The sequence below is a fragment of the Stenotrophomonas sp. PFBMAA-4 genome, from assembly GCF_030053215.1.
Taxonomy (GTDB): domain Bacteria; phylum Pseudomonadota; class Gammaproteobacteria; order Xanthomonadales; family Xanthomonadaceae; genus Stenotrophomonas.
Genome location: NZ_JASGBW010000013.1, coordinates 98499 through 110732 on the forward strand (window position 1 = coordinate 98499; position 12234 = coordinate 110732).

Sequence of the window (12234 nt, forward strand, 5' to 3'; positions counted from 1 at the left end):
CCAGGAGACGACATGACCCAGCGCAAGGGCATCATCCTCGCCGGCGGTTCCGGCACCCGGCTCTATCCGATCACCAAGGGCGTCAGCAAGCAGCTGCTGCCGGTGTACGACAAGCCGATGATCTATTACCCGCTCAGCGTGCTGATGCTGGCGGGCATCCGCGAAGTGCTGATCATCAACACCCCGCACGAACAGGCGTTGTTCCAGCAGCTGCTGGGCGACGGTTCGCAGTGGGGCATGGACATCCAGTACGCCGTGCAGCCGAGTCCGGACGGGCTGGCGCAGGCCTACCTGATCGGGCGTGATTTCGTGGCCGGCAAGCCCAGTTGCCTGGTGCTGGGTGACAACATCTTCCACGGGCATGGCCTGACCGAAGTGCTCAAGCGGGCCGACAGCCGCGTGGACGGTTCCACGGTCTTCGGCTACTGGGTGAACGACCCGGAGCGCTACGGCGTGGCCGAGTTCGACCAGAACGGCCGGGTGATCGACCTGGTGGAGAAGCCGGAGAAGCCGCGTTCCAACTATGCCGTCACCGGCCTGTACTTCTACGACGGCAATGCCAGCGACTACGCCGCCGAGCTCACGCCGTCGCCGCGTGGCGAACTGGAGATCACCGATCTCAACAAGCGCTACCTGGCCGAGGGCCAGCTGCATCTGGAAGCGCTGGGCCGTGGTTATGCCTGGCTCGACACGGGTACCCACCAGTCGCTGCTGGAAGCGTCCAACTTCATCGAGACCATCCAGACCCGGCAGGGCCTGCAGGTGTGCTGCCCGGAAGAAATCGCGTTTGGTCAAGGCTGGATCGATGCGGCTCAACTGCAGGCGCTGGCTGCACCGCTCATCAAGAATGCCTATGGCCAGTATCTGCAGAAGCTCTCGCTGAGGGGCGTTGTTCCGTGAAAGTGATCCAGACACGCCTTCCCGACTGTGCGGTCATCGAACCTCGTGTGTTCGGTGATGACCGTGGCTTCTTCTACGAGACGTGGAATGCCGGACGCTTTGCAGAGCAGGGATTACCCGCCCGGTTCGTGCAGAGCAACGTGTCTTCGTCTGCCCGCGGTGTGCTCCGCGGCCTTCATTACCAGTGGCCACGCCCACAGGGCAAACTGGTAAGCGTGTTGGAAGGGGAAGTGTATGACGTGGCGGTGGACATCCGCCGTGGCTCGCCGACGTTCGGCCAGTGGGAAGCGGTGATGCTGAGCGCGGAGAACAGGAGGCAGTTCTGGATTCCCGAAGGCTTCGCCCACGGTTTTGCGGTGCTTTCCGAAACGGCGCTGTTCCACTATCTGTGCACCGATGTGTACGTCGCGGAAGCAGATGCCGGGATCCGCTGGAACGATGCCGACATCGCCGTGGACTGGCCGATCAGCGCGCCGATCCTGTCGACCAAGGACGAAAAGGTGCCCTTCCTGAAGGACATCGCCGAAGACCGCCTGCCGGTCTACACACCATGACCGTGCTGGTCTTCGGCGGCAACGGCCAGGTCGGGCAGGAACTGTTGCGCGCGCTGGCCCCGCTGGGGCCGGTGGTGGCGACCACCCGCAGTGGCCGGTTGCCCGACGGCAGCGCGTGCGAAGTGGCCGATTTTGCCCAGCCCGACAGCCTGCCAGCGTTGCTGGACCGGTTGCAGCCGTCGGTGGTGGTCAATGCTGCCGCCTACACGGCGGTCGACCGTGCCGAGCAGGATGTCGAGGCCGCGTTCGCGGCCAACGCACAGGCGCCGGGCGTGATCGCGCGCTGGTGTGCAGCGCAGGGCGTGCCGTTCGTGCATTACTCCACCGACTACGTGTTCGATGGCCAAGGCAGCGCGCCCTACCGCGAAGACGATGCGACCGCACCGCTGGGCGTCTACGGCACCAGCAAGCGGGATGGCGAAGAGGCCGTTCGCGCCGCCGGTGGCCGCCACCTGATCTTCCGCACGGCGTGGGTGTATGCCTCGCACGGTGCCAATTTCCTGCGCACGATGCTGCGGGTGGGCGCCGAGCGCGACCACCTGCGGGTGGTGTCCGACCAGATCGGTACGCCGACTTCGGCCGCGCTGATCGCCGATGCCACCGCACAGGCGCTGCAGCACCCGGGGCAGCTGTCGGGCACCTGGCATCTGACCGCCAGCGGCCAGACCAGCTGGCATGGCTTTGCAGAAGCGATTTTCGCCGAGGCACTGGCCACTGACGTGTTGGCGCGCGTGCCGGCCGTCGAAGCGATTCCCAGTTCCGAGTACCCGACCCCGGCCAAGCGCCCGGCGTGGTCGGTGCTGGACAATCGCAGGCTGCAGCAGGATTTCGGCATCGTGCTGCCGGCCTGGCAGCACGGCCTCAAGCAGGTGATGGCAGCGATCGCCCGCGGTTGATTGCCCGCCGCAATTGCTGCGGCGCATCCCAGCCCATCGGCAGGGTCCGGCTAGAATGCGCTGATTCTTCCCCCGTAGGGCTGTAGAAATGGAACACGCAACTTCCAGCGGCAAGCGCAGCAAGCGCTTCGCTTCGGCGGCGGAGGCCCTGCAGGGCGTCATCGCCGATGGCCAGACCCTGGCCGTGGGCGGCTTCGGCCTGTGCGGCATTCCCGAGGCGCTGATCGCCGCCCTGCGCGACAGTGGTGCCAAGGGCCTGACCGTGATCTCCAACAATGCCGGCGTGGATGGCTTCGGCCTGGGCCAGCTGCTGGAAACGCGGCAGATCAAGAAGATGATTTCGTCCTACGTGGGCGAGAACAAGGAATTCGAACGGCAGTTCCTGGCCGGTGAGCTGGAGCTGGAGTTCAACCCGCAGGGCACCCTGGCCGAGCGCCTGCGCGCCGGCGGTGCGGGCATCCCGGCGTTCTTCACCGCCACCGGCTACGGCACCGTGGTGGCCGAAGGCAAGGAAACCCGCGAGTTCGACGGCAAGCACTACGTGATGGAAACCGCGCTGCGCGCCGACGTCGCCCTGGTCAAGGCCTGGAAGGCCGACGAGGCGGGCAACCTGGTGTTCCGCAAGACCGCGCGCAACTTCAACCCGGCCTGCGCGATGGCCGGCAAGGTCTGCATCGTGGAAGTGGAAGAGGTGGTGCCGGTGGGCGCCATCGATCCGGACCAGGTGCACCTGCCGGGCATCTACGTGCACCGCATCGTGCACAACGCCCATCCTGAAAAACGCATCGAACAGCGCACCATCCGCGCGGAGGGCAACTGACATGGCGTGGACCCGTGACGAGATGGCGGCACGTGCCGCCCGCGAACTGACCGATGGCGCCTACGTGAACCTCGGCATCGGCCTGCCGACCCTGGTGGCCAACCACATTCCCGAAGGCGTGGACGTGTGGCTGCAGTCCGAGAACGGCCTGCTCGGCATCGGCCCGTTCCCGACCGACGCCGAAGTGGATGCCGACCTGATCAACGCCGGCAAGCAGACCGTCACCGCGCGTGCCGGTGCCAGCTATTTCGGCAGCCATGACAGCTTCGCGATGATCCGCGGCGGTCACGTCAACCTGGCCATCCTCGGCGCCATGCAGGTGACCGACAAGGGTGACCTGGCCAACTGGATGGTGCCCGGCAAGATGGTCAAGGGCATGGGCGGCGCCATGGACCTGGTGGCCGGCGTGCAGCGCGTGGTGGTGCTGATGGAGCACACCGCGAAGAACGGCGAGCACAAGCTCCTGGCCGAATGCTCGCTGCCGCTGACCGGCGTCGGCGTGGTCGACCGCATCATCACCGACCTGGCCGTGTTCGACGTGACCGACGACGGCCTGGTGCTGGTGGAAGCGGCGCCGGGCGTGGCCGATGACGAACTGAAGGAAAAGACCGGCGTGCCGTTCCGGCGCGCCTGAGTGAACGTGCGCGGGGCGCTTCTGCCGCCCCGCGCATGAGGACGACCGCGATGCTGTTCCCCCACGACCTGCCTGATGCCGACGTCCAGCACCTGCCGGGCTGGCTGCCCGCCGCCGCCGCCGATGCGCTGCTGTCGGCCCTGCAGTCGGAACTGCCGTGGGAGGTGCATCGCATCCGCATGTTCGGCCGCTGGGTGGATTCGCCACGGCTGAGCTGCTGGATCGGTGACCCGCAGGCGCGCTACCGCTATTCCGGCGCCGAGTTCGTGCCGCAGCCGTGGCCGCCGCGGCTGCAGGTCCTGCGCGAGCGCCTGCAGGCGCAGGGCATCGGTGCGTTCAACAGCGTGCTGGTCAACCGCTACCGCAACGGCGGCGATTACATGGGCTGGCACAGCGACGACGAACCGGAGCTGGGGCCGTCGCCGCTCATCGCCTCGCTCAGCCTGGGCGCGGCGCGCCGCTTCCTGCTGCGGCGGCGTGAGGACCATGCGCGCAAGGCGGAATTCCTGCTCGGCCACGGCGACCTGCTGCTGATGGGTGGCAGCACCCAGCGCTTCTACCAGCACGCCCTGCCGAAGATGGCACGGGTGCAGGGCGAACGCATCAACCTGACATTCCGCTGGATCCAGCCGCGTTGAGCGCGCTCCGCCGGGCATGGCCCGGCGCTGCCTGCATCGCGCGGCGGTAGCGCCGGGCCATGCCCGGCGAGCGCAGCGGACAGGGTTCAGCGCTTCATCGACGCTGCGTCGTTCTGCCCGCTGACCAGCGTCCAGCCCACCACGTCCTGCGCCAGCTGCTGCAGGCCACGCTCGAAGGCGGCAGCTACGGCCGGCACGTCGGTACTGCCCACCGGCTGCGCCTGGCGGAACGTGTGGTCAGCCACCACGCGCTGGTCGGTGGTGTGGATCAGCTTGGCGTTCACTTCGATCACCACCGTTGGCGTCGCCTGGCCCTGGTAGTCCGATTCGAAGCGGCGGATATCCGTGGCCAGCTTGTAATCGGCGCGGATGCCGGCGGCGGTGCGTGCCACGCCACGCAGGCGGCCGGAATCCTCGAAGCCGCGCAGCAGGGTGTCTTCGATGATGTCGGTGGCCGGCTGTGCCCAGCTGGCGCCCTTGTAGATCTCCAGCTCCGACGGCGTCGGCCGCACGTTGATGCGCGGGCTGTCGACCATGCGCGCGGCGCTGGGCTTGGACACCACCAGCTGCCAGTCGGCCTGCGGCCAGCTCGGGTCCACCTTCACCTGCACCGCGGGCGAATACAGGGTGACCGGGCTCTTGTCGCCGCTGCCAAGGATCGAGCAGCCACCCAGCAGGGCGACGGCCGAGGCGGCCAGCAGCAGGCGCGGAAGGGTCATCGGGCTCATTTGGGTTCGAACTCCTTCGGTGCGTCGCGGCCCAGCAGGTAGCGCGCGGGGTTGTTCTCGAGCCGGTCGCTGACCCGGCGCAGGTCGCGGATCAGGCCGCGCAGTTCGTTCAGCGTCGGGCCCAGCTGGCCCAGGCCATCGTTGGCGAAGCTGTTGATGGCCGCACGGTTCTCGCCCAGGATCGAATCGGCATTGCCTGCGGCCGAATCGAGCTTGCCCAGGGTGGCGTCGAGCTTGTCGATGATGCCCGGCAGCTGCTGCACCAGGTTCTTGTCCAGGCGCTCGATGGTGCCGTTGGTGGTCTTCAGCGTGGTGTCCAGGCTGCGTGCGGCATCGCGCGCGCTCAGCAGCAGCGCCTGGGTGCCCTGGTCACGGTCGGCCAGGCCGCCGCTGATGGTTTCCAGATTGGCCAGGGTGGCGTTGATCGAGGCGACGTTGCGGTCGCTCAGGATCTGGTCCATGCGCTCGACGATGCGGTTGGCCACATCGGTGATGTTCTGCAGGGCCGACGGCGTGGTCGGGATGATCGGCGCCGGATCCTTGTTGACGGTGGTCAGCGTCGGTGCCTGCGGCGTGCCGCCACTGAGCTGGATGATCGACGGGCCGGTCAGGCTGGTGATGGCCAGCTTGGCGCGGGTATCGGTCTTGACCGGGGTATTGGAGTTCAGGCGGATGCGCGCGACCACCTGGCGCGGGTCATCGGGCACCAGGTTCAGCTCGGTGATCGATCCCACCGCGATGCCGTTGTACTGCACCGGGCTGCCCACCGACAGGCCGGTGACCGCCTCGCGGAACACCACGCGGTATTCCTGCCAGGTGCGGTCGGAGGAGTACTTGGCCGCCCACAAGCCGAAGGCCAGCAGGGCCAGGCCGGTGATCAGGGTGAACGCGCCGATCAGCACGTAGTTGGCTTTGGTTTCCATGGCTCAGGCACTCTTGATCTGTTCGCCGCGCGCAGCACGCGCACGGGGTCCGTGGAAATATTCCTGGATCCAGGGATGGTCCAGTTTCTCGATCTCCGGCAGCGGCGCGTTGGCCACCACCTTGCGGTCGGCGATCACCGCCACCCGGTCGCAGATCGCATACAGCGTGTCCAGGTCGTGGGTGATCAGGAACACGGTCAGCCCCAGCGCTTCCTGCAGGGTCTTGATCAGGCGGTCGAAGGCGGCCGCGCCGATCGGGTCCAGGCCGGCGGTGGGTTCGTCCAGGAACAGCAGCGGCGGGTCCAGCGCCAGCGCACGGGCCAGGCCGGCGCGCTTGCGCATGCCGCCGGACAGCTGCGAGGGCAGCTTGTTGATGGCATCGGCAGGCAGGCCGGCCAGCTTCACCTTCAGCAGCGCCAGTTCGTAATGCCAGCGCTCGGGCAGCTCGCGGTGGTGTTCCTTCAGCGGCACCTGCACGTTCTCGCCCACGCTCAGCGAGGAGAACAGCGCGCCATCCTGGAACAGCACGCCGGTGTTGCGCTCGATGTGCAGGCGGCTTTCGGCATCGTCGGCGCGTGCATCACGGCCGAGTACCTCGATCTGCCCTTCGTCGGGCACGCGCAGGCCCAGGATCGAGCGCATCAGCACCGACTTGCCGGTGCCCGAGCCGCCGACCACGCCGAGGATCTCGCCCCGGCGCACATCCAGGTCCAGGCCTTCGTGCACGGTCTGGCTGCCGAAGCGGTTGACCAGCCCGCGCACGCGGATGGCCAGGTCGTGGCCCTGGTCGTCGTGCATCGCGGTGTCGGTATCGGTGTCGTGTGTGTTCATGTCACCAGTCCATGTGCATGAACCACAACGCCGCGAAGGCGTCGATGATGATGACCAGCGAGATGGTCTGCACCACGCTGGAGGTGGTGCGCTCGCCCACCGACTGCGCCGTGCCTTCAACTTTCAGGCCTTCCAGGCAGCCGATCAGGCCGATGATCAGCGCGAACACCGGGGCCTTGGACAGGCCCACCAGCATGTGCCGCACTTCCATCGTTTCGTGCATGCGCGCGATGTACATCTGCGGCGGAATGTCCAGGTCGAACGCGCCGACCGTGATGCCGCCGGCCAGGCCGGCGATCATCGCGATGAAGGTCAGCAGCGGCAGGGTCACCAGCAGGGCCAGCAGGCGCGGCAGCACCAGCAGGTCGACCGGGTCCAGGCCGAGCGTGCGCATCGCATCGATTTCTTCGCGCGCCTTCATCGCGCCGATCTGCGCGGTGAACGCACTGGCGGTACGGCCGGCCAGCACGATGGCGGTCAGCAGCACGGCGAACTCGCGCAGGAAGGCGATGTTGACCAGTTCGACCACGTAGATCTCCGCGCCGAAGTCACGCAGGATGGTCGAGCCGAGGAAGGCGATGACCGCGCCGACCAGGTAGGACAGCAGCGCGACCAGCGGCACCGCATCCAGCCCCACCTGTTCCATCTGGTGCACGGTGGCGGTCAGGCGGAAGCGCCGCGGTTCCTTCACCAGCCGTGCGGCCTTCACCAGGTTCTCGCCGAGGAAGCTGCACAGCGCCTTGATGTTGTGGCCGGTGGCATGGACGCTGACGCCGAGGCGCTCGAGCGCGGCCAGCACGCCGAAATCGCGTTTGGGCCTGGGGCGGTCGTCGGCCACTTCCTCGATGGTGCACACCAGCGCCTGGTGGTCCGGGCGGAACTGCAGCGCCTGTTCGCCCAGGTCGGCACGATGGGCCACGCGCAGCACCTGCAGCACGCCCGCCGAGTCCAGCTGTTCGATGCCGGTGGCGTCGATGCCGGTCACTGTGTCGGGAATGCCACGCAGCACCTCTGCCGCGTCCAGCGCGGTCTTCAGGGTCCAATGCCCGGACAGGCGGATCAGCCCGGGATCGTGGGCGTCCTGTTCAAGCCGGGGGGCGTGGTTCGGGGTCATGGGGGCCATTCGGCTCGCAGCATAACCGTTTCGCCCTGCGCGCCGCGTCGAACCGGGATGAATTTCTCCTGCCGGGGCCCGCGTGGGTAATACTACGGCGCATGTCTGCAGACGCTCACACGATCCCCACGCCCCCGGCCACCTACGCACAGCGCGTGGCGTTTGTTTCCGAGATCGCCGGGCGCCTGCACAGTTATGGCACCACCGCCCAGCGCCTGGAAACGGCCGTGGTGGCCCTGGCGGTGCAGCTGGACCTCGATTGTGAACCGTGGTCCAACCCCACCGGCATCATCCTCAGCTTCAGCGACCCGGCGCAGGCCATCGGTTCCAGCGACATCACCCGGGTGATCCGCCTGGCGCCGGGCGAGAACGACCTGCACAAGCTGAGCGTGGCCGACCGTATCGCCGAGGAAGTGTCCAACGGCCGCATGAGCATCGCCCAGGGCCACACCGCGCTGCGCCAGCTGGACAAGGACCCTGGCCGGCGCGGCAAGCTGCGCACCATGCTGTCCTTCAGCCTGGGCGCGGCCGGCGTGGCCGGCATGTGGAAGCTGCCCTGGCTGGACATCGCCACCGCCGGTGTCATCGGCCTGATGATCGGCCTGCTGGGCATGGTCACCGACCGTCGCCCGGCCACCCGCGAGGCCGCCGAGGCGCTGGCCGCGCTGCTGGCCGGCATGGTCGCCACCCTGGTGGCAGCCTTCGTTGGCGCGCTCAACCTCAATACCGTCATCATCGCCTCGCTGGTGGTGCTGCTGCCCGGCATGTCGCTGACCAACGCGGTCAATGAACTGGCCAGCCAGCATTGGGTATCGGGCACGGCACGCTTTGCCGGCGCGCTGACCACCATCATGAAACTCAGCGTCGGCGCGATGATCGCGGTGACCCTGGCCGACGTACTGGGCCTGGAGCCGGTGATCCGCGCCTCGCGGCCGCAGGGGCCGTGGGTGGAATGGGGCTCGCTGCTGACCGCCGCCTTCGCCTTCGCCATGCTGTTCAAGGCCAATCGCCGCGATTATCCGTGGGTGATGGCGGCGTCGGTGGCCGGTTATGCCATTTCCAAATTCGGTGGCCACGCCTGGGGCGCACCGGCCGGCATTTTCCTGTCCGCCATGCTGCTCACCGCCGGTGGCAATCTGTTCGGCCGCCTGGTCGGGCGCCCGGGCGCGATCATCCGCCTGCCGGGCATCATCATGATGGTGCCCGGCAGCACCAGCCTGCGCGGCGTGCTGACCCTGGTGCAGCAGCAGGACGTGGGCGCCGGGCAGAGCGTGTTCCTCACCGTGCTCAACGTGGTGATGGCACTGGTGGCCGGCCTGCTGTTCGGCAACCTGCTGATGCCGGCGAGAAAAACCCTGTAGGTGTGGACTGGTGGGTGTGGACCGTTGGTCCACACGCCCTGATGCCTCTGGTGGGTGTGGACCGTTGGTCCACACGCCCTGATGCCCTTGGTGGGTGTGGACCGTTGGTCCACACGCCTTGATGCCCTTGGTGGGTGTGGACCGTTGGTCCACACGCCCTGATGCCCTTGGTGGGTGTGGACCGTTGGTCCACACGCCTTGATGCCCTTGGTGCGTGTGGACCGTTGGTCCACACGCCGGGGAACAAAAAAACGCCAGCTTGCGCCGGCGTTTTTCATTTCATTCCGACCGTGGGCCTCAGGCCTTCTTGATCAGGAAATCTTCCGGCTTCTTGCCGCCCTTGGCGGTCAGTTCGGCCATCCAGCGCGGCTGCTTGCCACGGCCGGTCCAGGTTTCCTTCGGGTTGGCCGGATTGCGGTACTTCGGCGCAACCTTGCCGAGCTTGCGGCCCGCGGTCTTCGCCGGTGCCTTGGTGGCCTTGGTGGCCTTGCGCGCACGCGGGGCGGCCGGCGCGTCACCGAACAGTTCCTCGATGGTGTAACCCTCGGCCTTGGCCAGCTTGCTCAGCTGGGCACGTACCTTGGTGATCGGGCGACGCTTGGCCACGATGGTCTGCTGCTTCTTGGCGGTGCGGATCAGGGCGCCCAGCTCGCGTGCCGACAGGCCGCTCAGGTCGATGCTCATTTACGATTACTCCGGAAACTGAATTAGGGACAGGGACGAGCCGGTCCGTGGCGTCGCGGGACAGAATAATGACGAATTAATCCCAGCACAAATACCGGCAGTCGCGACATGGCGGCCGGGTGGCCCCAATCCGTCCATTTTGACCGGATTATGTCCGCCGGCATTTTGCTGGTGCGCACAAAACAGGCAAAAAAAGACCGGGGCAGGCCCCGGTCTTTCCAATCAACCCTGCAGGCGCTGCAGCAGGGTGGTTTTGTCCAGGCTCTCCGCCTCGCTGGCACGGCGCGAACGGTATTCGAAGGTGCCAGCGGCCAGGCCGCGTTCGCTGACCACCACCCGGTGCGGCACGCCGATCAGTTCCATGTCGGCGAACATGGCACCCGGGCGCAGGCCGCGGTCATCCAGCGCCGCATCCAGGCCTGCATCGCGCAGTTCCTGCAGCAGGCCGGCGGCCGCATCGGCCACGCCGGCGTCACCCTTCGGGTTGATCACGCACACCACCACCTGCCACGGCGCCATCGCGTCGGGCCAGATGATGCCGGCGTCATCGTGGTTCTGTTCGATCGCCGCCGCGACCACGCGGGAAATACCGATGCCGTAGCAGCCCATCGCCATCACCGCAGCCTTGCCGTTCTCGTCCAGCACGGTGGCGTCGAGTGCTTCGGCGTACTTGCGGCCCAGCTGGAAGACGTGGCCGACCTCGATGCCGCGGGCGATCTTCAGTTCGCCGCCGTCCACGGCGCGGTCACCGGCCTGCACGTTGCGGATGTCGGCCACTTCCGGCTCGGCCAGGTCGCGGCCCCAGTTGACGCCGGCCAGGTGGAAACCGGCTTCGTTGGCGCCGACGACGAAGTCGGCCATGGCCGCCACTTCACGGTCGGCGACCACGCGGATGGCCTTGGCCGGGGCGACCGGGCCGAGGAAGCCCGGCACGCTGCCCAGGTACTCGGCGACTTCCGCCTCGCTGGCAAAGCGCTGGTCTTCCAGGCCGGCGACCTTGCCCAGCTTGATCTCGTTGACGTCGTGGTCGCCGCGCACCAGGGCCAGCACGAAGCCGCCTTCGGTCATCAGCGCCACCGACTTCACGGTACGGGTCAGGTCGAGGCCGAGCAGGGCAGCGACGTCCTCGCAGGTCTTCTGCGTGGGCGTGTCGACCTTGCGCATGGCTTCGGCGGCAGCCGCGCGCGGTGCCGGGTCAGCGGCCACGGCCGCTTCCATGTTGGCGGCATAATCCGAGCCGGTGGAGAACACCAGCGCGTCCTCGCCCGAATCGGCGATCACGTGGAATTCCTGCGAGGCATCGCCGCCGATGGCGCCGGAATCGGCCTGCACCATGCGGAAATCGAGGCCCAGGCGGGTGAAGATGCGGCTGTAGGCCGCCTTCATGTTTTCGTATTCGCGCACCAGGCAGTCATCGTGCAGGTGGAACGAATAGGCATCCTTCATCAGGAATTCGCGCGCGCGCATCACGCCGAAACGCGGGCGGATCTCGTCGCGGAACTTGGTCTGGATCTGGTAGAAGTTGACCGGCAGCTGCTTGTAGCTGGACAGCTCGCTGCGTGCGAAATCGCAGGCGGCTTCTTCGGCGGTGGGGCTGTAGCAGAAGGTCTGTTCCTTGCGGTCCTTGATCTTCAGCAGCTGCGGGCCGAACTTTTCCCAGCGGCCGGTCTGCTCCCACAGTTCCTTCGGCTGGATGGTCGGGATCTGGAATTCGACGGCGCCGGCGCGGTCCATTTCCTCGCGCACGATGCGCTCGACCTTGCGCAGCACGCGCAGGCCCAGCGGCGACCAGGTGTACAGGCCCGATGCCAGCTTGCGGATCATGCCCGCCCGCAGCATCAACCGGTGGCTGGTGAGCTCGGCGTCGCTGGGGGTTTCCTTGGTGGTGTGCAGGTGGAACTGGGAGAGGCGCATCGTCGGCTTCGGATAACGGCAGAGACGCCTATTCTGCCAGCCCGGCCGGGGGTTTGTACTGGCAGGACTTGCAGCCCTGCACCCGCCGCAATCAACGGCAACGTCAAAAGCTGGCTATCCGTGGGTTGGCGGGGCGGGTCCGGTTGAGGGGGAGGCCGTGAATACGTCCATGTAGCAACTGTGTTGCCGGAGGGGCGCCAGCCCTTCCGGCAGACGGACACGGTAGTGCCGGCCGCT

Annotated in this window: 12 protein-coding genes and 1 pseudogene; 7 read left to right on the forward strand and 6 right to left on the reverse strand. The window is 67.2% G+C overall.

Features of this window, described 5'->3' with window-relative positions; genetic code table 11:
- Positions 1-12 precede the first annotated feature (12 nt).
- The 6 genes from rfbA to QMZ26_RS10445 all read left to right on the forward strand — a co-directional run bounded on the left by rfbA (position 13) and on the right by QMZ26_RS10445 (position 4442).
- Positions 13-900, forward strand: a complete 888-nt coding sequence (gene rfbA, locus QMZ26_RS10420; RefSeq protein WP_283221403.1) for a glucose-1-phosphate thymidylyltransferase RfbA — start codon at positions 13-15, stop codon at positions 898-900.
- Positions 897-1454, forward strand: coding sequence for a dTDP-4-dehydrorhamnose 3,5-epimerase (gene rfbC / locus QMZ26_RS10425; RefSeq protein ID WP_283221404.1), 558 nt, complete (start codon positions 897-899; stop codon positions 1452-1454). Before rfbA ends, rfbC begins: the two co-directional genes overlap by 4 nt.
- On the forward strand, positions 1451-2350 hold the full coding sequence (gene rfbD, locus QMZ26_RS10430) for a dTDP-4-dehydrorhamnose reductase (RefSeq protein ID WP_283221405.1): 900 nt from the start codon (positions 1451-1453) through the stop codon (positions 2348-2350). The genes rfbC and rfbD overlap by 4 nt, the downstream gene beginning before the upstream one ends.
- Before the next feature lie 88 nt (positions 2351-2438).
- Positions 2439-3170, forward strand: a complete 732-nt coding sequence (locus tag QMZ26_RS10435) for a CoA transferase subunit A (protein ID WP_200733322.1) — start codon at positions 2439-2441, stop codon at positions 3168-3170.
- Position 3171: 1 nt separating this feature from the next.
- Positions 3172-3804 carry a CoA transferase subunit B gene (locus QMZ26_RS10440; protein ID WP_283221406.1) on the forward strand — a complete coding sequence of 211 codons (633 nt, stop codon included), beginning with the start codon at positions 3172-3174 and terminating at the stop codon, positions 3802-3804.
- A 50-nt stretch (positions 3805-3854) separates the two neighbouring features.
- Positions 3855-4442 carry an alpha-ketoglutarate-dependent dioxygenase AlkB gene (locus QMZ26_RS10445; RefSeq protein WP_283221407.1) on the forward strand — a complete coding sequence of 196 codons (588 nt, stop codon included), beginning with the start codon at positions 3855-3857 and terminating at the stop codon, positions 4440-4442.
- 86 nt (positions 4443-4528) lie between these two features.
- Here QMZ26_RS10445 and QMZ26_RS10450 read toward each other — a convergent pair whose 3' ends face one another.
- The 4 genes from QMZ26_RS10450 to QMZ26_RS10465 are packed head-to-tail and all read right to left on the reverse strand — an operon-like array spanning position 4529 to position 8047.
- A complete protein-coding gene (locus QMZ26_RS10450) occupies positions 4529-5170 on the reverse strand; it encodes an ABC-type transport auxiliary lipoprotein family protein (RefSeq protein ID WP_283221408.1) in 642 nt (213 codons plus the stop codon).
- Positions 5167-6093, reverse strand: a complete 927-nt coding sequence (locus tag QMZ26_RS10455; RefSeq protein WP_079220561.1) for an MlaD family protein — start codon at positions 6091-6093, stop codon at positions 5167-5169. Before QMZ26_RS10455 ends, QMZ26_RS10450 begins: the two co-directional genes overlap by 4 nt.
- Positions 6094-6096: 3 nt before the next feature.
- Positions 6097-6924 carry an ABC transporter ATP-binding protein gene (locus QMZ26_RS10460; RefSeq protein WP_200733326.1) on the reverse strand — a complete coding sequence of 276 codons (828 nt, stop codon included), beginning with the start codon at positions 6922-6924 and terminating at the stop codon, positions 6097-6099.
- A gap of 1 nt (position 6925) precedes the next feature.
- A complete protein-coding gene (locus tag QMZ26_RS10465) occupies positions 6926-8047 on the reverse strand; it encodes an ABC transporter permease (RefSeq protein WP_174208666.1) in 1122 nt (373 codons plus the stop codon).
- A 92-nt stretch (positions 8048-8139) separates the two neighbouring features.
- Between QMZ26_RS10465 and QMZ26_RS10470 the strand changes: the two genes are divergently transcribed.
- Positions 8140-9399 carry a threonine/serine exporter family protein gene (locus QMZ26_RS10470; RefSeq protein ID WP_283221409.1) on the forward strand — a complete coding sequence of 420 codons (1260 nt, stop codon included), beginning with the start codon at positions 8140-8142 and terminating at the stop codon, positions 9397-9399.
- Between the two features lie 303 nt (positions 9400-9702).
- On the opposite strand, the pseudogene QMZ26_RS10475 reads toward QMZ26_RS10470, so the two are convergent.
- Both QMZ26_RS10475 and QMZ26_RS10480 read right to left on the reverse strand, forming a co-directional pair.
- Positions 9703-10083 (reverse strand): annotated as a pseudogene (locus tag QMZ26_RS10475) (H-NS histone family protein); the annotation flags it as partial.
- A 222-nt stretch (positions 10084-10305) separates the two neighbouring features.
- Positions 10306-11997 carry a proline--tRNA ligase gene (locus QMZ26_RS10480; RefSeq protein WP_283221410.1) on the reverse strand — a complete coding sequence of 564 codons (1692 nt, stop codon included), beginning with the start codon at positions 11995-11997 and terminating at the stop codon, positions 10306-10308.
- Between the last annotated feature and the right edge of the window lie 237 nt (positions 11998-12234).